This window comes from Pseudomonas sp. S2_A10 (genome assembly GCF_054668465.1).
Genome location: NZ_CP162773.1, coordinates 2414004 through 2434739, shown reverse-complemented (window position 1 = coordinate 2434739; position 20736 = coordinate 2414004). Strand labels below are relative to the sequence as shown.

The window sequence follows — 20736 nt, the reverse complement described above, 5'->3', positions numbered from 1 at the left end:
CGGCGATCAGCTCTCGGCAATTAACCAATCCATCTGCCAGCCACCTTGGGTCTGCCCCAGCTTCTTCGACAACCACGGCAGCAGCTCACGCAATTCTTCTTCCAGCCCCCACGGCGGATTGGCGATCGCCAGCCCGGAACCGTTCAGGCTGTTCGGCGTGTCCAGTGGATGCACCAGCAGCTCCACACGCAGCAACTTCGGCGCACCCGTGCCCGCCAGGTCTTGATAGAAACGCCGCAATGCACGCTGATCCTTCACCGGATACCAGATCGCTGCCACGGTCTGGCGCATGCGGCCGATGGCTTCTTTCATCGACGCCGCGCAGCGCTGCATCTCGTCCAGTTGCTCGAACGGCGGATCGATCAGCATCACCGCGCGCTTCTCCTGCACCGGCAACATCGCCCGCGCCACGTGCCAGCCCTCGCCCAAATGGACCTTCACCCGACGATCGCCAGCCATATTGTCCTTGAGCAGCACGCCATCTTCCGGGTGCTTCTCATTGAGCATCACCCGATCCTGCGGCCGCGTCAGGCGCCGCGCCAGCTCGGGCGAACCCGGGTAATAGCGCAACTGGCCATCCGGGTTCATCTCGTGCAGCACCTTCATGTAATCAGCGGTCAGCGCCGGCAGGTCCGGCTGATCCCACAACCGCGCGATGCCTTCCAGGTACTCGCCGGTACGGTTGGCCTGATCGCCCTGCAAGTCATACAGACCGATGCCGGCGTGCGTGTCGAGATAGGCAAACGGCTGCTCCTTGCGCGACATCAGAGCGATGAGGCGGGTCAAGGTCAGGTGTTTGAACACATCGGCGTGATTGCCGGCATGGAAGGCGTGACGATAATTCATGGCTGCTCCTGCGAGGGCCGCAAAGTTTACCTTTTACCGGTCGGCAAGTCAGGGGTTCGCAGCCGAGCGGGCCTCAACATCAAAAGATCGCAGCCTTCGGCAGCTCCTACACGGGATACGCGTTCACTCTGTACGAGCTGCCGAAGGCTGCGATCTTCTGATCTTCAGGCGGGCATGCTGCGCAAGCGTCTGCCGATGACGTCCAGCACATCACAGCCATCGCGCAATGGGATGGCGCACAGCAGGGCGAAGTCGCTGAGGATCACGGAGTCGCATTCGATCGAGCCGCGCATGCACATGTTTTCCAGGACCTGGACCACGGCGCGGATGCGATGGTTGGCGGCGTCCATGAGGATGTCGAGGGGCACGTGGGTGTCGACGAACAGGCTGGGCATGTCACTGCAATTGCCGGTGAGGGCCATGAAGCGGTTGTCGGGGTGAGGAGTGATTTTTTCGTAGGGTGAATCAGTATGCATATTGGTCATTTTCCGGGTCCCATGATTGATAAACGTGAGCCGCCATCACACCTTCCTACGGGTTAGGGTGGCAGCTGTGCGCGGGAGTAGGAACCGAGCAATCATGGACCTCGGCCACGCCGAAGCGTGCCCCACGCACAGCCGCCGCGAACGATCTTACGGACTTGAACCAAGTGCCGCAAAAAGCCAACGAACTGTAACGTCATGAATGCGGGAATCCTTCACCCTGCCACCACTCTCGCGGTGACAACGAAAAGACTATCTCTGCAACCCACCACGCACCAGTTCATGAAAACCGCCGCGATTCGAAGGAAACGTCCGAAGCGTTTGCCCCGAAATTTCACTCTGCCTCTGCCAGCAAAAACTCCAGAAGGGACGATCGTGACGAATCTTCCGACATCGATAATTTGAAAAACTGCCCGACCTTGCAGCGCAAAACAGCCTCGGGAAACGCCTCGAACACGGCCGGTTGCTCCTCGCTCAGCCATTGCAAAGCATTGGCGATGCGTACGCTTGCATCTGTCTGCGCCAACAGCGATTGCGGCACGCTCCACCACGGAAAGACCCGCCCCGAAACCAGCGCACGGCCCCCGATTTCAATGGCTTGGCCATTGATCAAGGCTCGTGAAACGACTGGCAGCCATTGCGCGGGAATGACCTCGTCAGAGTGCAAAAGAGGCAGTAAAAAACGACCATCCCAAAAGCGGAAAAACACGGCTTTACCGTCCGGCATCAGCACCTGAGTGAGGCTGCGGAAATGTTCGACCAGCACGTCAAGATCCGCCGAAGACACCGCCAACCATCCCCAATCCCGGGATTCTGTTTCCGCCACCCAACGTAAAAACTCACTGTCTGCAGCGACAATTCCCACGTAGGGCATCACCGCGTCCCACTCGGCATAAATGGTCTCGGCCCAGACCGGATTCGCCGTGCCCTGCCAGGCTTTGAAGGCATCGGCGTCGCTGGCGCGGCTGAAAATGGCGAACAGTTGTTCCGACGCATGCAGCGGCTGCCGCGCCAGCCATTGTTCGGGCGTCAATTCCTCACGCTGCACAAACACCATCCTTACAACGCTCACACTCCTCGCAGAATGGCGCATCACCTTTGAGACTCATGATCTGTGCGGCGGTGAGAATCGCCGCCGGCGCAGCGGCCAGTTTCTCCGGCAATCCCGGCACCACCGGCGCAGCGCTGGTCGCCGCCATCGGCGCGCCGCCCACAACAATTGGCACGCTGCTGAAAATTCCGCCGGGACCAATGTTGATCCACTGTCCCCCGGCCTGAATCGTCGCGCTCGCGCCGCCATCAATGACCACTTGCTGGCCTGCGCTGATATGGATCTGCGCCGAGGCGCTGGTGGCCTGGCTGTTCACCCGCACCTGCCGGTCGCCGAGCACGGACAAATGATCATCCTGCCTGACTTCGGTCTGGCGCTGGCCGTGGGTGATGCGTTGCTCGTCGGCCTTGAGTTCATGGCGGGCGGTGCCGGTGACCACCACACTGCGCTGATTATCGACCTGCAGCTGCTGGTCGTTGAGCACATGCTGGGTCCAGTTGCGCTGGGCACGCAGGTAGATTTCCTCGGCGCCTTTTTTGTCTTCGATGCGCAGTTCGTTATAACCGCCACCGCCAGGGCTGCTCTGGCTGCGGAAGATACTGCGGGTCTTGTCTGCCGGCAGATCCAGCGGCACCGGGGTCGCCGCATTCGGCAGGCAACCCATGACCAGCGGCTTGTCGGCATCGCCATCAATGAAGCCGACCAAAACTTCCATGCCGACGCGCGGAATCAACACGCTGCCGTAGTGATCGTGAGCCCAACCGGTCGCAACGCGCAGCCAGCAACTGGAGTGCTCGCTCAATTCGCCATCGCGGTCCCAGGCCAGTTGCACTTTGACCCGGCCGTATTCATCGCAATGGATCTCAAGGTCTTTCGGGCCGGTGACCACGGCAGGTTGGTAGCCCGACATGCGCGGTTTTTCCGGGCACAGCGCCGGACGAAAGACCACGTCCCACGGCGTGGCGACGAAAGTATTGCGGTAGCCCTGGAAGGATTCGCCATCGCTGGTCACCGATTCCTCAAGCACCTGCGGCTGACGGCCGCGATGCTCGACACAGGTGAGCAACCACAGATCATTCCAGTCGCTGCGCGGATGCCCGGTGAGTTGCAGGAAATGCCCACAGACCAGCGAGGATTCGTCGCTGGTGCCTTCGGCTTGACGGTAATCGGCGACATGACGTTCAAGCGCGCGGCGCGTCAGGCCTTTGCCGGTTTCGCGATCATTGAATTGACCGGGAAAGTGATAGTCCTCCAGCACTGGACGCTGCTCGCCGTCACTGCGACTTTCCAGCGACAGGCGTGGTTTTTCGAAGTTGTAGTCGCGCCGGGTGACGACGCTGGTGCGGGTTTCCACGCGCACATTGAAACGCTGAATCGCCGGCGCGCCCGCCGACATGCCGCTGCCCGGCAGATACAGCGTCGGCTCGGGCAGCTTGGGGAACACGGTCTGGTCGTCGCCGAATACCAGCAAATGGCCTTCGGGGCTGTGTTGAAAGTGGTAATGAATGCCGACTTCGGCACACAGACGCTGGATGAAGGCCAGATCGCTTTCGGCGTATTGCACGCAGTATTCGCGCTCCGGGTATTCGCTGCCCAGGCGAAATTCAAAGGCATCGCGCAGGATCGAATGGTCCTTGAGGATCTGCGTGACAATTTGCGGCACGTTCTGATGCTGAAAAATCCGCTGGTTGATGCGATGCCCCAGATACGTCAGACGCGGGACAAGGCTGAGGTGATAGCGTGTCAGACGTTTCCCGGAATCGCCCTGCCCGACCTGATAAATCTGACCATGAATACCGCAACCCTGAGCATCGAAACTCAGAAACGCCTGACCATGCAGCAGGCTTTCCAGATCCAGGTCCGGCCGCTCGCTGACCAGTTCCAGCTCGAAGCGAAAGGGTTGGCTGATGGCTTCCCTGCCCGTGAACTCAAGGACCTTGAGGTCATGCTGGGCGCCTTCGAGGGTCAACGTGAAACGCGGTTGATTGGCAGGCGCGAACATCCGATGTCTCTCTGCAGTGTGAGGGCGGGCGATTCTGCATGAGGGGCAAGGGGTGATGAGCAGGTGACGGGAAATTCAGATTTGCCCTACGTGGTTTGCTGAAAGGACCTTGTTAATTCGGCCGTTCGACTACAGACAATTCAATCAAACCTGCCACCCACCCTGTGGGAGCGAGCCTGAACTGGCCTAATGATTTTGGACACTTCAATCAGGCGCTATGATGGCGTCCAAATCTGAGGTGTTCGGATATGCGTAACTCTTATTCAATTGAATTCAAACTCAAGGCTGTCGGCATGGTATTGGACGAGGGGATATCGGTTCCCGAAGTCTGTGCCAGTCTAGACATCGGCCCTACCGCGTTGCGTCGCTGGGTCGCCCAGGTTCGCAAAGAGCGCCTGGGTACAACGCCGGTGGGGGCCAAAGCGATTACAGCTGACCACCGAGAGATTCAAGAACTCAAAGCCTTGCTCAGGCAAAAAGACCGGGATATTGAAATCCTAAAAAAAGCCAGTGCTCTGCTGCTATTGGACGCCAAAGATCATTCTCATTGATCAATGAGCTGGCAGAGCTATACGGCGTTAACGACTGTTGCCGTGTGTTTGATGTTTGCCGCAGCAGCTTTTATGCCTGGCGTCAGCGCCAAGGCAAGGTGAGTCCTGAGCGGGAGAAACTCAAAGCCATGCTGGTTGAGCATCATAAGGAATCGAGAGCATCGGCCGGGGCACGCACCCTTTCCCGGGAACTACAGGCCAAAGGACATCGAGTCGGGCGGTACATGGCTCGTAGTTTGATGCGTGAAGCCGGAGTGACTAGCCGTCAGCGCCGGCGCCATAAATACAAATCATCAGGCGTAGAGGCTTTGGTCGCACCGCACGTGCTCAAGCGCCAGTTCGATGTCACATCAATCAATGAGGTGTGGTGCGCCGATGTCACGTATATCAAGGTCGGCACCCGGTGGATGTATTTCGCTGCGGTTTTGGATCTCTTCGCCCGCCGACTGGTGGGTTGGGCGTTTTCAATGATCTCGGATGCGGAACTGACCTGTGAGGCCTTACGAATGGCCGTTGAGTTGCGAGGCAGACCTAAAGACGTGCTGTTTCACTCCGATCAAGGCTGCCAGTACACCAGCCATAAATTCAGGAATGAGCTGCTAGCGCACGGGCTGAGGCAGAGCATGAGTCGCAAGGGAGAGTGTTGGGACAACGCACCGATGGAGCGTTTCTTTGGAAGTCTGAAATCGGAGTGGGTACCTGAAGCGGGGTACCGCTCCGAGTACGAAGCACGGGTTGATTTGCAGCGCTACCTAATGCGCTACAACAACACCAGACTCCATAGCTACAACAACTACCGGTCACCGGTCGCCATGGAGAAAATGGCGGCCTGAAAAACCCTAACTGGTGTCCAATATTACTTGACCAGTTCAGCCTGCTCGCGAAAGCGGCATGTCAGTCGATACATTCATTGAATGATCAATCGCATTCGCGAGCAGGCTCGCTCCCACAATGGATTTCCACAGGATTCGAGAAATCACAGGCCATAAAAAACGGCCCGCCTCCGGTAGGAAGCGGGCCGTTTTCATGTGAGCCGAAGCTCAGTCCATCACTTGTTCAGATGGAAGTCTTTTTCCGCTGCCTCGAAACGCTCAACCATGCCGCGAGTCGGTTCACCCGCCTTGCTGACAAAGTAGATGGCCAGGCTGGCGAAGATGAAGCCAGGAATGATTTCGTACAGACCCAGCAGTTCGAAATGCTTCCAGACCACCACGGTGATTGCGCCGACCAGAATACCGGCCAGTGCGCCGTTGCGGGTCATGTCTTTCCAGACGACCGAGATCAGCACCACCGGACCGAACGCAGCACCGAAACCGGCCCAGGCGTAGGACACCAGACCCAGTACGCGGTTTTCCGGGTTGGCAGCCATCGCGATGGCAATCAAGGCTACCAGCAGCACCATGGCACGACCGACCCAGACCAGCTCAAGCTGGGAGGCGGACTTGCGCAGAAAGGTCTTGTAGAAGTCTTCGGTCAGGGCGCTTGAGCACACCAGCAACTGGCAGCTCAGGGTGCTCATTACCGCAGCCAGAATGGCCGACAGCAGCACACCGGCAACCCATGGGTTGAAGAGGATTTTCGCCAGTTCGATGAACACGCGCTCCGGGTTCTCGGTGACCGGACCGGCCACTTCCGGGTGCGCCGAGAAGTAAGCGATACCGAAGAAGCCCACCGCCACGGTGCCGCCCAGGCACAGGATCATCCAGGCCATGGAAATGCGACGCGCCTTGGCGATCGACTTCACCGAATCCGCCGCCATGAAACGCGCGAGGATGTGCGGCTGGCCGAAGTAGCCCAGACCCCAACCCATCAGCGAGATGATGCCAATGAAGGTGGTGCCTTTGAGCATGTCGAAGTTGCTCGGATCCTGCGCTTCGATGGCCAGGAACGTGGTGTCGACGCCGCCGGTGGCCAGCAGGACGATGATCGGCGTAAGGATCAGCGCGAAGATCATCAGGGTCGCTTGTACGGTGTCGGTCCAGCTCACCGCGAGAAAACCGCCGACGAAGGTGTAAGCAATGGTCGCCGCAGCACCGGCCCACAGCGCCGTCTCGTAGGACATGCCAAAGGTGCTTTCGAACAGACGCGCACCGGCGACGATGCCGGAAGCGCAGTAGATGGTGAAGAACACCAGAATCACCACCGCCGAGATAATCCGCAGCAAGCCGCTTTTATCTTCGAAACGGCTGGAGAAGTAGTCCGGCAGAGTCAGTGCATCGCCGTTGTGCTCGGTCTGCACCCGCAGACGGCCGGCGACGAACAGCCAGTTCAGGTAGGCACCGACGATCAGGCCGATGGCGATCCAGCTTTCGGACAGACCGGACATGTAGATGGCGCCCGGCAGGCCCATCAGCAACCAGCCGCTCATGTCGGAGGCACCGGCAGACAGCGCGGTGACGACGCTGCCGAGGCTGCGACCACCGAGAATATAGTCAGAAAGGTTGTTGGTGGAGCGATAGGCCATCAAGCCGATCAGCACCATTGCTGCGATGTAGATCACGAACGTGATCAGGGTTGGATTGCTTACGCTCATTGAGTTACGCCCTGGCTTTGTTTTTATGTAGCGGCGGTAGTGAACCGCTCGCAAACGACGACGTTTGGCAGACGATCCGGGATCCCGCGCATTTAAGACTGATGTTTCCCCAGGAAAGCCATCAGCCGGTACACCGGGTTATTCCCGGTTGCACCTTGGCGGCGAATGCTATGCAACAAAGCAAATAAGGTGCAACCAGTTTCGCGAGAATTAGTTGCACCCAGTCGGATTAATCGACGATCACCCCGTTTTTGCTCCCTTTTGTGGCAGTCACGCCTCTTTGCTAGAAGCAAAAGCACCAAGCAGGAGCAGCACTTTCGTACCAGAAATTATTTCTGACGATCTGCGTATTATTCCGGCAAAAAAAGGGTTGCACCCGGTTGCACCTCATTCAGCGCACGGCTAATCTTGCGGCCAGCTGATGCCACGCAACTGTGGCAACCATGAGGATAAAAATATGGCTACCACCACCCTTGGGGTCAAACTCGATGACCCGACCCGCGAGCGCCTGAAGGCTGCCGCAACCTCGATTGATCGCACGCCGCACTGGCTGATCAAGCAGGCAATTTTCAATTACCTGGAAAAACTCGAGGGTGGTGCAACCCTGACCGAGTTGAACGGTTTGACCGCCAAAGACGCCGATGACGCAGGCGAAGTGCAGACCGATCACGCTCACCAATGCTTCCTCGAATTCGCTGAAAGCATCCTGCCGCAATCGGTGCTGCGCGCTTCCATCACCGCTGCTTACCGCCGTCCTGAGCCGGAAGTGGTGCCAATGCTGATCGAGCAGGCACGCCTGCCGGCCCCGATGGCCGAAGCCACCAACAAGCTCGCGGCGACCATCGCGGAAAAACTGCGTAACCAGAAGAGTGCCGGCGGTCGTGCGGGCATTGTTCAGGGCCTGCTGCAGGAATTTTCCCTGTCGTCCCAGGAAGGCGTGGCGCTGATGTGCCTGGCCGAAGCGCTGCTGCGCATCCCGGACAAAGGCACCCGCGATGCGCTGATCCGCGACAAGATCAGCACCGGCAACTGGCATCCGCACCTGGGCAACAGCCCTTCGCTGTTCGTCAACGCTGCGACCTGGGGTCTGCTGCTGACTGGCAAACTGGTCTCCACCCACAACGAAGCCGGCCTGACTTCGTCGCTGAGCCGCATCATCGGCAAGAGCGGCGAGCCGATGATCCGCAAGGGCGTCGACATGGCCATGCGCCTGATGGGCGAGCAGTTCGTTACCGGCGAAACCATCGCCGAAGCACTGGCCAATGCGAGCAAGTTCGAAGCCAAAGGCTTCCGTTACTCCTACGACATGCTCGGTGAAGCGGCACTCACTGAAGTCGACGCGCAAAAATACCTGGCCTCGTACGAACAAGCGATCCACTCGATCGGCAAAGCGTCCCACGGTCGTGGAATTTATGAAGGCCCGGGCATCTCCATCAAGCTCTCGGCGCTGCACCCGCGCTACAGCCGTGCGCAGTACGAGCGCGTGATGGACGAGCTGTACCCGCGCCTGCTGTCGCTGACCCTGCTGGCCAAGCAATACGACATCGGCCTGAACATCGACGCCGAAGAAGCCGACCGCCTCGAGCTGTCGCTGGATCTGCTCGAACGTCTGTGCTTCGAGCCGCAACTGACTGGCTGGAACGGCATCGGTTTCGTCATCCAGGCTTACCAGAAGCGTTGCCCGTACGTGATCGACTACGTGATCGATCTGGCCCGCCGCAGCCGCCATCGCCTGATGATCCGCCTGGTAAAAGGCGCGTACTGGGACAGCGAAATCAAGCGCGCCCAGGTTGAAGGCCTGGAAGGCTATCCGGTCTACACCCGCAAGGTGTACACCGACGTTTCCTACATTGCTTGCGCACGCAAACTGCTGTCGGTACCGGAAGTCATCTACCCGCAATTCGCCACGCACAACGCCCACACCCTGTCGGCGATCTACCACATCGCCGGTCAGAACTATTACCCGGGCCAGTACGAATTCCAGTGCCTGCACGGCATGGGCGAACCGCTCTACGAGCAGGTTGTCGGCAAGGTTGCCGAAGGCAAGCTGAACCGTCCGTGCCGCGTGTACGCACCGGTCGGCACCCACGAAACCCTGCTGGCGTACCTCGTGCGTCGTCTGCTGGAAAACGGTGCCAACACTTCGTTCGTCAACCGTATCGCCGACCAGTCGATTTCGATTCAGGAACTGGTGGCCGATCCGGTTGCGCAGATCGAGCAGATGGCCACCGTGGAAGGCGGTTTCGGCTTGCCGCACCCGCGCATTCCGCTGCCGCGTGATCTGTACGGCGCCGAGCGCGCCAACTCCAGCGGCATCGACATGGCCAACGAACATCGTCTGGCCTCGCTGTCCTGCGCTTTGCTCGCCACTGCACACAACGACTGGAAAGCCGCGCCGATGCTCGGTTGCGCCTCCAGTAACGAAACGCCGGTCGCCGTGCTGAACCCGTCCGATCACCGCGATGTGGTCGGTCACGTTCAAGAAGCTACGGTCGAAGATGTCGACAACGCCATTCAATGCGCGCTGAACGCCGCGCCGATCTGGCAGGCCACCCCGCCGGCCGAACGTGCGGCGATTCTGGAACGTGCCGCTGACTTGATGGAAGGCGAGATCCAGCCGCTGATGGGCCTGTTGGCTCGCGAAGCCGGCAAGACCTACGCCAACGCCATCGCCGAAGTCCGCGAAGCCGTCGACTTCCTGCGTTATTACGCAGTGCAGGCGCGCAACGATTTCAGCAACGACGCCCACCGCCCACTGGGCCCGGTGGTGTGCATCAGCCCGTGGAACTTCCCGCTGGCAATCTTCAGCGGCCAGGTCGCTGCGGCATTGGCTGCCGGTAATCCGGTACTGGCCAAACCGGCCGAGCAGACTCCGCTGGTAGCGGCTCAGGCTGTGCGCCTGATGCTCGAAGCCGGCATCCCGGAAGGCGTGCTGCAACTGCTGCCGGGGCGCGGTGAAACCGTCGGCGCCGGTCTGGTCGGTGACGAGCGCGTCAAAGGCGTGATGTTCACCGGTTCCACCGAAGTCGCGCGCTTGCTGCAACGCAACATCGCTGGCCGTCTCGACAGCCAGGGCCGTCCGATTCCGCTGATCGCCGAAACCGGTGGCCAGAACGCGATGATCGTCGATTCCTCGGCTTTGACTGAACAAGTCGTGATCGACGTAGTGTCGTCGGCCTTCGACAGCGCCGGTCAGCGCTGCTCGGCGTTGCGCGTGCTGTGCCTGCAGGAAGATTCCGCCGATCGCGTCATCGAAATGCTCAAGGGTGCCATGGCCGAAAGCCGTCTCGGCAACCCCGAGCGTCTGTCCGTGGACATCGGCCCGGTGATCGACGCCGAAGCCAAGGCCGGTATCGACAAGCATATCCAGGGTATGCGCGATAAGGGTCGCAATGTTTACCAGGTGGCGATTGCCGACAGCGAAGAGATCAAGCGCGGCACCTTCGTCATGCCGACCCTGATCGAGCTGGAAAGCTTCGACGAACTGCAACGCGAAATCTTCGGCCCGGTACTGCACGTGGTGCGCTACAAGCGCAAAGAGCTGGATCAACTGATCGGCCAGATCAACGCCTCCGGTTATGGCCTGACGCTGGGCGTGCACACGCGCATCGACGAGACCATCGCCAAGGTGATCGACAACGTCAACGCCGGTAACGTCTACGTCAACCGCAACATCGTCGGTGCCGTGGTCGGCGTGCAGCCATTCGGCGGCGAAGGCCTGTCGGGTACTGGCCCGAAAGCCGGCGGCCCGCTGTATCTGTACCGTTTGCTGTCGACGCGTCCTAGCGACGCCATCGAGCAATCCTTCGCTCGCGGTGACGCCATCGTCGCCCCGGACGTGCGCTTGCGCGATGCCATGAGCCAATCGTTGAACGCTCTGAAAGCCTGGGCCGACAACAACAAGTTCGCCGATCTGAGCACCCTGTGCGTGCAATACGCAGCACAATCGCAGAGCGGCATCACCCGCGTGCTGGCTGGCCCGACCGGCGAGAAAAACAGCTACGCCATTCTGCCGCGCGAACACGTGCTGTGCCTGGCGGAAGTTGAAGGTGATCTGCTGACGCAACTGGCGGCGGTGCTGGCGGTTGGCGGTTCGGCGGTGTGGCCGGAAACCGAGCTGACCAAGGCGTTGCTCGCCCGTCTGCCGAAGGAAGTCCAGGCGCGGATCAAACGCGTTGCCGACTGGAACAAGGACGAAGTGGTGTTCGATGCCGTGCTGCATCACGGCCACTCCGACCAGTTGCGCGGCGTCTGCCAGCAGATCGCCCAGCGTGGCGGCGCGATCGTTGGCGTTCAGGGACTGTCCCAAGGCGAGACCAACATTGCCCTGGAGCGCCTGGTGATCGAGCGGGCATTGAGCGTGAACACCGCTGCGGCGGGGGGTAACGCCAGCTTGATGACGATCGGTTAAACCGCTGTAAATCCAGGCGACCGCAATGGTCGCCTGGTACGCAATACTCTGTGGGAGCGAGCCTTCTCGCGAAGACGGCGTTTCAGTCGACATCAATGTTGCCTGACCCACCGCTTTCGCGAGCAGGCTCGCTTCCACAGAAGATCAAAAGATCGCAGCCTTCGGCAGCTCCTACAGGGAAACGCATTCCAAATGTAGGAGCTGCCGAAGGCTGCGATCTTTTGCTTCTGCATCACTCTCATCAATCATCCTATCCAGCCTCTATTCCACCGACTTAGACTCGGCCCAACCCCAATTTCCAGGTAGGCCGCCATGTCCGAGACGCTGCTCAGTTCCCGCAATCTGGCTTTCGAGCTGTACGAAGTCCTCGATGCCGAGGGCCTGACCCGGCGCGAGCGCTTTGCCGAGCACAATCGCGAGACCTTCGACGCCGCCATCGGCACCGCGCGCAACATCGCCGAGAAGTATTTCGCACCGCACAACCGCAAAAGCGATGAAAACGAGCCGCGCTATGAAGACGGCCAAGCCATTCTGATTCCCGAAGTGAAACCGGCGGTGGATGCCTTTCTCGAAGCCGGATTTCTTAACGCCGCACGCAGTTTTGAAGCGGGCGGCATGCAATTACCGACCCTGCTGTCGCAAGCCTGCTTCGCGCACTTTCAGTCCGCCAACGCAGCGTCGACCTCGTACCCGTTCCTGACCATGGGCGCGGCCAACCTGATCGAGAGCTTCGGCAGCGAAGAGCAGAAACAGCGCTTCCTGCAACCGATGATCGACGGGCGTTTCTTCGGCACCATGGCCCTGACCGAGCCGCATGCCGGTTCATCGCTGTCGGACATTCGTACCCGCGCCGAGCCTGCGTCCGACGGCACCTATCGCCTGAAGGGCAACAAGATCTTCATTTCCGGCGGCGATCACCCGCTGTCGGAAAACATCGTGCACATGGTTCTGGCCAAACTGCCGGACGCCCCGCCGGGGGTGAAAGGTATTTCGCTGTTTATCGTGCCGAAGTTTCTGGTCAACGACGACGGCAGCCTCGGCCAGCGCAACGACGTGCTGCTCGCCGGTTTGTTCCACAAGATGGGCTGGCGCGGCACCACATCGACGGCGCTGAACTTCGGCGATAACGGTGAGTGCGTCGGCTATCTGGTGGGCAAACCGCACCATGGTTTGAGCTACATGTTCCAGATGATGAACGAAGCGCGGATCGGCGTCGGCATGGGCGCGGTCATGCTCGGTTATGCCGGTTACCTGTATTCACTGGAATATGCGCGCGAGCGGCCGCAGGGTCGGGTGCCGGACAGCAAGGATCCGACCACCGCGCCGGTGGCGATCATTCAGCACGCCGATGTCAGACGCATGTTGCTGACGCAGAAATCCTACGTCGAAGGGGCATTTGACCTCGGTCTGTACGCCGCGCGGTTGTTCGATGACACCACCACGCTGGAAACCGAAGCCGAACGCAAACAGGCTCATGAGCTGCTGGACCTGCTGACGCCCATCGTAAAATCCTGGCCTTCGGAGTTCTGCCTCAAAGCCAACGAACTGGCGATCCAGATTCTTGGCGGCCACGGCTACACCCGTGAGTACCCGGTGGAGCAGTACTACCGCGACAACCGCTTGAATCCGATCCACGAAGGCACCCACGGCATCCAGTCACTGGATTTGCTCGGGCGCAAACTGGCGCAGAACGGTGGCGCCGGTCTCAAGCAACTGATTCGATTGATCGCCAACACGGCCGAACGTGCCACTGCATACGATTCGTTGACCACCCTGCGCGAACCGCTGGAAAAACTCGTTGCCCGCCTGCAAACCGTGACCATCGGCCTGCTCACCGATTTGGCCCAAGGAAAGGTCAACAGCAGCCTGGCGAACTCGGCGCTGTACCTGAAAGTGTTCGGCCACGCAGTGATCGGCTGGCGCTGGCTGGAGCAGGCGATTCGCGCCGAGGAAGGCCTGGCCAAAGGGAATGCGGCGGATGTCGACTTCTATAAGGGCAAGTTGCAGGCGGCGCGGTATTTCCTGACATGGGAAGTGCCGGGGTGCCAGCATGAGCTGGACTTGCTGGAGGCGCGGGATGATACGTGTCTGGGGATGCGGGATGCGTGGTTCTGAAACGCTACCCTCACCCCAGCCCTCTCCCGGAGGGAGAGGGGGCCGAATGGGGGATATTCAAGAAGTACGCCGACCTGAAAGGGCCTTGCCGGATCCATAATCGACTGGTGTTTTCAGGTCGACGTATAGCGATAGACGCCTCGGTCAGTCCCCTCTCCCTCCGGGAGAGGGCTAGGGTGAGGGGCTTTTCAGGTCTGATACTCAACTCAGTTTGAACCCACCCATCTGCCGCGCCAGATCATCCGCCAGCCGCTGCAACATCTGACAATCCTCACGACACGCACGAACCTCCCCCGCCGTCGCCCGCGCCAGATCGGAAATCCCCTGCACGTTGCGGTTGATCTCTTCAGTCACCGCGGACTGCTCTTCGGTTGCCGTCGCCACCTGATGGTTCATATCGCTGATGCGCTCGACCTGGCCGGTGATCGCCGTCAGCGACGCGCCGGTCCGCTGGCTCGATTCAACCCCGGTGCCGGTCGCGGCCTGGCCGGTGCGCATCGATGACACGGCGTTTTCCGCGCCTTGCTTGAGGCTGCCAATCATCAGTTGAATTTCGTCGGTCGAGGCCTGGGTCCTGCGCGCGAGGGTGCGCACTTCATCGGCGACCACCGCGAAGCCGCGGCCCATGTCGCCAGCGCGGGCGGCTTCGATGGCGGCGTTGAGTGCCAGCAGATTGGTCTGTTCGGAAACGCCACGAATCACCGCCAGCACCGAATCAATCGACGCCACTTGCTGCGCCAGCTCACCCACCGCCCCTGCCGCCACGCCGATCTCATCGGACATGCTCTCGATATGACGGATCGAGCCACCAACCACTTCCCGTGCCTGCAACGCCTCATCGCGCGCGGTTTGCGAGGCAAGCGCGGCGTTGCCAGCGTTCTGCGCGATTTCCTGCACGGTCAGGCCCATTTCGTGGACGGCGGTGGCTACCATGTCGGTCATTTCCTGCTGCCGGCCGGAACGCTCGGCGGTGTTGTCCACCACCTTCGCCACTTGCCCCACGGCTGTGCGCAGGCGCTCGCTGGTGGTCAGCACTTCGCCGATCATCGCGCGCTGGCTGTCGAGGAAACGATTGAAGCCGCGCGCGAGGTCGCCGAGCTCATCGGCACGACTGGAATCTAACCGGTGAGTCAAATCTCCACCACCGCTACCGATGGCCACCAGCGCTCGTGTTACTTGTCGAATCGGTCGCACCAGCCCCTGCGCCAGCCACACCACCAACGCCAGGCAGACCAGCGCCACCACCAGACCGATGCCGCCGCTCATCCACATCGCTTTCCGTGCTTCGGCGTAGATCTGCGACTGCGGCACTTCGGCCACCAGCGTCCAGCCGAGATCGCGCAGGGGCAGGCTGAAAGCGAGGAAGTCTTCACCCTCGCGCTGGAAGCTGCTGTTCACTGCGGATTTGTGCCCCATCAGCGCTTGCGCCGCGTTGGCACCGATCTGCTCGGTCAAGGTGCGCTTGCCGCTGAACTGCGCCTCAGGATGGACCTGAATCAAACCGTCGGAGCGCACGAGATAGACCTTGCCGCGCTCGCCGAAACTGAAGTTGTGAATCAGCTCCGACAGCTCTTTCATGCTCAGCCCGAGCCCGGCGACACCGACAACTTTGCCGGCCTGCTTGACCTTCAGATCGATGAACAGGGCCAGCTCGCCAGTGGCGCCGTCGTTGTCGATATTGAGGGTGCGCGGCTGATTGCTGTCGAGAAAGGAATAGAACCAGGCGTCGGCCGGTTTCGCGCGACTGAGGGTGCGATCGAGGCCTTTTTCGGTGATGTAGTGGTTGGATTCGGTGCCGATGATCAGCGCGGTGAAAGCCTTGTGTTCAGCGCGGATGCCTTCCAGATACTGCGCGAAGAGAGCAGTTTTGCTGCTGTCCTCGCCTGTCGCCAGCCAGTCACGCACCATGCTGTTGCTGGCGATGTCCTTGGCGGCGGTGAGCGGTTGTACGAGGATGCGTTCGATATCGTTGCGCGTCGCTTCAATGCTCGACGGCAGCGCCTGTTCGACCAGATAGCTCTGGGCGAGGCGGTTGACCACCAGGGTATAAATGCCAACCACGATCACGATGCTGATCAGCAGGGCCGTGCCCATGCCGAGAATCAACTGCCACTGAATACTGCGTCGCCACCACTGCATGGAGCACCCCCAAGGAATAAGTGGCCGAAACACTGCAACAGCCGTGCCGATTGTATACATCCCAACCGACAATCTATTCCTTGGTTGTGCGCAACTTCATCAGCCCTGACTGATGGTCTTGGCAATCGTCTCGACCGTGGCGCTGACTTGCTCTTGATAACGCTCGAGTTCTGCTTTGTGCTGCTTCTTCATTTCGATCTGCTGCGAGCACAGATTCATCGCCGCCAGCACCAGCAAACGATCGCCGATCAGCGTCGGGTATTTGCGCTTGGTGTCTTCCAGCGCCGCCTTGAGCATCATCGCCGCGTCCAACAGGGTCTGTTCTTCCCCGGCCGGTGCCTTGATCGAATAGTCCTCGCCGAGAATGGAGATGACTTTTACCCCTGCTGTGCCGTGGTTCATGCGCTGACAGGACCGGCATTGACGCGATCAACCAGCGCCTGGATGCGCGCGGCGGTGGCGCCGTGTTTTTCTTCCTGCTCCATCAGGTTCAGTTGCAGGTTTTCGTTTTCATCCTTGGCCTGGGCCAGTTCCGTGGACAGGGTCTGGTTGGTCTGCAGCAAGGTCTGGTTCTGTTGCACCAGGTCGCTGACGAGCTGTTCCAATTGGCTGAGGGATGCTTCCAACATTTTGATCTTCCAAGCGTTTTTCAAAGGGCGCGTACGATAAAGAAAAGTCACCACGGATGCCAGGGTTAAACCGGCGCAAGGCCTTGATTTTCCTGGGTGGCGAAGCTTCTCGCGAGTTTAAAAGACTGTGATTGGTCGATCTGGTTCCTGCACTTCGTCGCTCAAGCCTGTCTGCGACAAATACGCACACCACCTCAAGACTTTAGTCGTATGACCGATAAGTCACCCATACAGCAGTCTCAGCCCGCATGGATGCGGCCCTTTTCGGTATCCGCCCATGTCCCTTCGCAATATGAATATCGCCCCACGGGCGTTCACCGGTTTCGCCCTGATCGGCGGCCTGATGTTGATCCTCGGCGTGTTTGCACTGAACCAGATGAGCAAGATCCGCGCGGCCGGCGAAGACATCGCCACCGCCAGCGTGCCGTCGATCAAGGCTCTGGACGAATTCACCCAACTGACCCTGCGCCTGCGCGTGCTCTCCTATCGTTTGCTGATCAACCGCGAACCCGACGTGCAGCAGAAAACCATCGAACTGTTCGACCTGCGCAATCGCCAGATCGCCGATGCGCAACGCGCATACGAGCCACTGATCGAAGGCCCGCAGGAACGTGCGGCGTACGATCAGTACGTGCAATTGCTGGCGCAGTACCGTCAGCTCGAAGAGCGGATGAAAACCCTGTCGCGCAACAATCAGATCGACGAGTTGCGGCAGATGCTCAACAGCGATTTGCTGAGCAATTCGGAAGCGGTGAATACCGCGCTGGCGCGCTTGCTGGAGATCAACACCCAGCAGATCGCCGAAACCGACCAGGGCGCGAAGGATCAGTATTCGATGTCGTTCAATCTGGTGGTGACCTTGCTGGTGATCGCCAGCGGCCTGACCCTGCTGTTCGCCTGGTTGCTGACCGTGAGCATTACCAAGCCGATTTCCAAGGCACTGGAGGCGGCGGAAACCATCGCCGAAGGCAACCTGACCCAGCCGATCCATGTCGATGGCGAAGATGAAGCCGGGCGCTTGCTGGCGGCGATGGGGAAGATGCAATCGAAGCTGCGCGATACCCTGCAGCGCATCTCCGGTTCGGCCACACAGCTTGCGTCTGCCGCAGAAGAGCTGAACAGCGTCACCGATGAAAGTGCTCGCGGCCTGACCCAGCAGAACAACGAAATCGAGCAGGCGGCCACTGCCGTGAACGAGATGACCAGCGCCGTCGAAGAAGTCGCGCGCAACGCGGTCAGCACTTCGGAAGCCTCGAAAAACGCCACCACTTCGGCGGGCGACGGTCGTGATCTGGTGCAGGAAACCGTCAGTGCCATCGAACGCATGAGCGCCGATGTGCAGAGCACCGCTTCGCTGATCGGCGACCTGGCCAATGAATCCCGCGACATCGGCAAGGTGCTCGACGTGATCCGTGGCCTCGCCGACCAGACCAACCTGCTGGCATTGAACGCAGCGATCGAAGCGGCCCGTGCCGGTGAGGCCGGTCGTGGTTTCGCCGTAGTGGCCGACGAAGTGCGCGCCCTGGCCCATCGCACCCAGCAGTCGACCAGCGAAATCGAGCGGATGATCGGCAGCATCCAGAGCGGCACCGAGCATGCCGTGGATTCGATGCGCAACAGCACCGAGCGCGCCGAGTCGACGCTCAACATCGCCCGTGGCGCCGGGATGTCGCTGGACACGATCAACAGCGCCATCGTCGAAATCAACGAGCGCAACCTGGTCATCGCCAGCGCTGCCGAAGAGCAGGCGCAGGTGGCGCGGGAAGTCGATCGCAATCTTGTCAACATCCGCGATCTGTCGGTGCAGTCGGCGACCGGCGCCAATCAGACCAGCGCGGCGAGCAATGAGCTGTCGCGCCTGGCGCTGGATCTGAACAACATGGTTGGGCGGTTCAGCCTCTAAGATCAAAGGCTACCCCCCTCACCCCAGCCCTCTCCCCCAAGGGGGCGAGGGGGAAAGGGAGCAGATTGAGGGCCTTTCAGATTTTGAGTTCGGCTCGATATTGCAAGTCGGTGTAACCTGCACAAACACCTCGGTCAGTCCCCTCTCCCTCCGGGAGAGGGCTAGGGTGAGGGCCGCAATCCTCCGCCTGCCGCAAAACCTGATGCACCCTGAAAACCTTTTTGACAGCATCACATTTCAACAGGTTAGAATCGCTGGCACGCAGACTGCATGGTCAGTTTGTGCCCCCGTCTTTACGCTTCTGGAGTACTGCCTTTGAATGCGACGACCATCAACAGCCTGTTCTTGATCGGCGCGTTGCTGGTAGGCGCAAGCATTCTTGTCAGTTCTCTTTCTTCACGTCTCGGCATTCCGATTCTGGTCATCATTCTCGCGGTCGGCATGGCGGCCGGGGTCGATGGTGGCGGGATCATTTTCGATAACTACCCGACGGCCTATCTGGTCGGCAACCTCGCCCTGGCAGTGATCCTGCTCGACGGCGGCTTGCGTACGCGGGTGTCGAGTTTCCGCGTGGCGTTATGGCCGGCGCTGTCGCTGGCCACGGTCGGGGTGTTGATCACCACCGGGCTGACCGGCATGGCCGCTGCGTGGCTGTTCGACCTCAATCTGATTCAGGGCCTGCTGATCGGCGCCATCGTCGGTTCGACCGACGCCGCTGCGGTGTTCTCGCTGCTCGGCGGTAAAGGCCTCAACGAACGGGTCAGCGCCAGTCTGGAAATCGAATCCGGCAGCAACGACCCGATGGCGGTGTTTCTCACCGTCACCCTGATCGACATGCTCGCCAGCGGCGAAACCGGCCTGCACTGGAGCCTGCTGACCCACCTGATCCGCGAGTTCGGCATCGGTGGTGTGATCGGTCTGGGCGGTGGCTGGGTGATGCTGCAACTGGTCAATCGCATCAATCTCGCCGCCGGGCTCTATCCGATTCTGATCATCGCTGGCGGTCTGGTGGTGTTCGCGCTGACCAACGCCTTGCATGGCAGTGGTTTCCTCGCCGTGTACCTGTGCGGTCTGGTGATCGGCAACCGCCCGGTGCGTAGCCGCCACGGCATTCTGCACATGCTCGACGGCATGGCCTGGCTGGCGCAGATCGGCATGTTCCTGGTGCTGGGCCTGCTGGTCACGCCCCACGATCTGCTGCCGATCGCCCTGCCCGCCCTCGGTCTGGCGCTGTGGATGATCCTGTTCGCGCGGCCGCTGTCGGTGATGGTCGGCCTGCTGCCGTTCAAGGCTTTCCATGGTCGTGAAAAAGCCTTTATTTCCTGGGTCGGCCTGCGCGGCGCGGTGCCGATCATTCTCGCGGTGTTCCCGCTGATGGCCGGGCTGCCGCAAGCGCAGCTGTATTTCAACCTGGCCTTCTTCATCGTACTGGTGTCGCTGCTAGTGCAAGGCACGAGCCTGCCGTGGGTGGCCAAATTGCTCAAGGTGACCGTTCCGCCAGAACCCGCGCCGATATCCCGGGCGGCACTGGAAGTGCACGTCACCAGCGAGTGGGAACTGTTCGTTTACAAGCTCGGCGCGGAGAAATGGTGCATCGGTTCGCCGCTGCGCGAGCTGAAAATGCCCGAGGGCACACGCATCGCGGCGCTGTTTCGTGGCCAGCAACTGCTCCATCCGTCGGGTAGTACGGTGCTGGAAGTCGATGATTTGCTGTGTGTTATTGGCCATGAACACAACTTGTCGGCCCTCGGCAAACTGTTCAGCCAGGCGCCGCAACGTGGCCTCGATCTGCGCTTCTTCGGCGACTTCGTACTCGAAGGAGATGCCCAGCTTAAAGCGGTTGCAGCGCTGTATGGCTTGCCGGCCGAAGGCATCGATCCGGACATGACCCTGGGCGCGTTCATCGCCCAGAAAGTCGGTGGTGCACCCGTCGTCGGTGACCAGGTGGAGTGGAACAACACCCACTGGACGGTTGCGGTCATGGACGGGAACAAGATCGGCAAAGTGGGCGTCAGATTCCCCGAAGGAAGTCGCCCGGGCCCCGGACTCTTCCTCTAAACTGCTTCCACTCTCA

The 20736-nt window shown here is 60.3% G+C and carries 14 protein-coding genes and 2 pseudogenes; 7 read left to right on the top strand and 9 right to left on the bottom strand.

Annotated elements, in window-relative coordinates; genetic code table 11:
• Positions 1 to 6: 6 nt before the first annotated feature.
• The 4 genes from AB4N41_RS11105 to AB4N41_RS11090 all read right to left on the bottom strand — a co-directional run bounded on the left by AB4N41_RS11105 (position 7) and on the right by AB4N41_RS11090 (position 4381).
• Positions 7 to 846, bottom strand: a complete 840-nt coding sequence (locus tag AB4N41_RS11105; RefSeq protein WP_016772007.1) for a 23S rRNA (adenine(2030)-N(6))-methyltransferase RlmJ — start codon at positions 844 to 846, stop codon at positions 7 to 9.
• A gap of 164 nt (positions 847 to 1010) precedes the next feature.
• The gene (locus AB4N41_RS11100; RefSeq protein ID WP_056787448.1) at positions 1011 to 1331 is read right to left on the bottom strand and encodes a hypothetical protein; all 321 of its coding nucleotides are present in this window, start codon (positions 1329 to 1331) and stop codon (positions 1011 to 1013) included.
• A 331-nt stretch (positions 1332 to 1662) separates the two neighbouring features.
• Positions 1663 to 2385 (bottom strand): DUF4123 domain-containing protein, encoded by a 723-nt coding sequence (locus AB4N41_RS11095; RefSeq protein WP_435405986.1) that lies wholly within the window; start codon positions 2383 to 2385, stop codon positions 1663 to 1665.
• Positions 2366 to 4381, bottom strand: coding sequence for a type VI secretion system Vgr family protein (locus AB4N41_RS11090; RefSeq protein WP_252877306.1), 2016 nt, complete (start codon positions 4379 to 4381; stop codon positions 2366 to 2368). Before AB4N41_RS11090 ends, AB4N41_RS11095 begins: the two co-directional genes overlap by 20 nt.
• A gap of 248 nt (positions 4382 to 4629) precedes the next feature.
• On the opposite strand from AB4N41_RS11090, the gene AB4N41_RS11085 reads away from it, so the two are divergent.
• Together AB4N41_RS11085 and AB4N41_RS11080 are read left to right on the top strand one after the other, a co-directional pair.
• Entirely contained in the window at positions 4630 to 4932 is a 303-nt protein-coding gene (locus AB4N41_RS11085; protein ID WP_252876575.1) for a transposase, read from the top strand.
• Complete coding sequence (locus AB4N41_RS11080; RefSeq protein WP_041475818.1) at positions 4929 to 5765, top strand: IS3 family transposase; 837 nt, start codon at positions 4929 to 4931, stop codon at positions 5763 to 5765. Before AB4N41_RS11085 ends, AB4N41_RS11080 begins: the two co-directional genes overlap by 4 nt.
• Before the next feature lie 215 nt (positions 5766 to 5980).
• Here the strand turns inward: AB4N41_RS11080 and putP are convergent, their stop codons facing one another.
• On the bottom strand, positions 5981 to 7465 hold the full coding sequence (putP, locus tag AB4N41_RS11075; RefSeq protein WP_252877305.1) for a sodium/proline symporter PutP: 1485 nt from the start codon (positions 7463 to 7465) through the stop codon (positions 5981 to 5983).
• 457 nt (positions 7466 to 7922) lie between these two features.
• Between putP and putA the strand changes: the two genes are divergently transcribed.
• Both putA and AB4N41_RS11065 read left to right on the top strand, forming a co-directional pair.
• Entirely contained in the window at positions 7923 to 11876 is a 3954-nt protein-coding gene (gene putA / locus AB4N41_RS11070) for a trifunctional transcriptional regulator/proline dehydrogenase/L-glutamate gamma-semialdehyde dehydrogenase (RefSeq protein ID WP_252877304.1), read from the top strand.
• A gap of 312 nt (positions 11877 to 12188) precedes the next feature.
• Positions 12189 to 13991, top strand: a complete 1803-nt coding sequence (locus AB4N41_RS11065) for an acyl-CoA dehydrogenase (RefSeq protein WP_252877303.1) — start codon at positions 12189 to 12191, stop codon at positions 13989 to 13991.
• Between the two features lie 201 nt (positions 13992 to 14192).
• On the opposite strand, the gene AB4N41_RS11060 is transcribed toward AB4N41_RS11065, so the two are convergent.
• The 4 genes and pseudogenes from AB4N41_RS11060 to AB4N41_RS11045 all read right to left on the bottom strand — a co-directional run bounded on the left by AB4N41_RS11060 (position 14193) and on the right by AB4N41_RS11045 (position 16759).
• On the bottom strand, positions 14193 to 14900 hold the full coding sequence (locus AB4N41_RS11060; protein WP_370695131.1) for a methyl-accepting chemotaxis protein: 708 nt from the start codon (positions 14898 to 14900) through the stop codon (positions 14193 to 14195).
• A gap of 207 nt (positions 14901 to 15107) precedes the next feature.
• Positions 15108 to 16085: pseudogene (locus AB4N41_RS11055) on the bottom strand (cache domain-containing protein); the annotation flags it as partial.
• A gap of 144 nt (positions 16086 to 16229) precedes the next feature.
• The gene (locus tag AB4N41_RS11050) at positions 16230 to 16532 is read right to left on the bottom strand and encodes a cell division protein ZapA (RefSeq protein ID WP_073471627.1); all 303 of its coding nucleotides are present in this window, start codon (positions 16530 to 16532) and stop codon (positions 16230 to 16232) included.
• Entirely contained in the window at positions 16529 to 16759 is a 231-nt protein-coding gene (locus tag AB4N41_RS11045) for a hypothetical protein (RefSeq protein WP_016772015.1), read from the bottom strand. Before AB4N41_RS11045 ends, AB4N41_RS11050 begins: the two co-directional genes overlap by 4 nt.
• 277 nt (positions 16760 to 17036) lie before the next feature.
• Between AB4N41_RS11045 and AB4N41_RS11040 the strand changes: the two are divergent.
• The 3 genes and pseudogenes from AB4N41_RS11040 to AB4N41_RS11030 form a co-directional block, all read left to right on the top strand.
• Positions 17037 to 17759 (top strand): annotated as a pseudogene (locus tag AB4N41_RS11040) (MCP four helix bundle domain-containing protein); the annotation flags it as partial.
• A 30-nt stretch (positions 17760 to 17789) separates the two neighbouring features.
• The gene (locus AB4N41_RS11035; RefSeq protein ID WP_435405994.1) at positions 17790 to 18662 is read left to right on the top strand and encodes a methyl-accepting chemotaxis protein; all 873 of its coding nucleotides are present in this window, start codon (positions 17790 to 17792) and stop codon (positions 18660 to 18662) included.
• 315 nt (positions 18663 to 18977) lie between these two features.
• Entirely contained in the window at positions 18978 to 20720 is a 1743-nt protein-coding gene (locus AB4N41_RS11030) for a potassium/proton antiporter (RefSeq protein ID WP_217851103.1), read from the top strand.
• The last annotated feature ends 16 nt before the right edge of the window (positions 20721 to 20736 follow it).

Excerpts from the sequence above, each read along its gene's own strand:
- AB4N41_RS11105 (WP_016772007.1), bottom strand. The coding sequence starts at position 846 with ATGAATTATCGTCACGCCTTCCATGCCGGCAATCACGCCGATGTGTTC.
- AB4N41_RS11100 (WP_056787448.1), bottom strand. The coding sequence starts at position 1,331 with ATGACCAATATGCATACTGATTCACCCTACGAAAAAATCACTCCTCAC.
- AB4N41_RS11095 (WP_435405986.1), bottom strand. The coding sequence starts at position 2,385 with ATGGTGTTTGTGCAGCGTGAGGAATTGACGCCCGAACAATGGCTGGCG.
- AB4N41_RS11090 (WP_252877306.1), bottom strand. The coding sequence starts at position 4,381 with ATGTTCGCGCCTGCCAATCAACCGCGTTTCACGTTGACCCTCGAAGGC.
- AB4N41_RS11085 (WP_252876575.1), top strand. The coding sequence starts at position 4,630 with ATGCGTAACTCTTATTCAATTGAATTCAAACTCAAGGCTGTCGGCATG.
- putP (WP_252877305.1), bottom strand. The coding sequence starts at position 7,465 with ATGAGCGTAAGCAATCCAACCCTGATCACGTTCGTGATCTACATCGCA.
- putA (WP_252877304.1), top strand. The coding sequence starts at position 7,923 with ATGGCTACCACCACCCTTGGGGTCAAACTCGATGACCCGACCCGCGAG.
- AB4N41_RS11065 (WP_252877303.1), top strand. The coding sequence starts at position 12,189 with ATGTCCGAGACGCTGCTCAGTTCCCGCAATCTGGCTTTCGAGCTGTAC.
- AB4N41_RS11060 (WP_370695131.1), bottom strand. The coding sequence starts at position 14,900 with ATGGGCCTGACCGTGCAGGAAATCGCGCAGAACGCTGGCAACGCCGCG.
- AB4N41_RS11050 (WP_073471627.1), bottom strand. The coding sequence starts at position 16,532 with ATGAACCACGGCACAGCAGGGGTAAAAGTCATCTCCATTCTCGGCGAG.
- AB4N41_RS11045 (WP_016772015.1), bottom strand. The coding sequence starts at position 16,759 with ATGTTGGAAGCATCCCTCAGCCAATTGGAACAGCTCGTCAGCGACCTG.
- AB4N41_RS11035 (WP_435405994.1), top strand. The coding sequence starts at position 17,790 with ATGGGGAAGATGCAATCGAAGCTGCGCGATACCCTGCAGCGCATCTCC.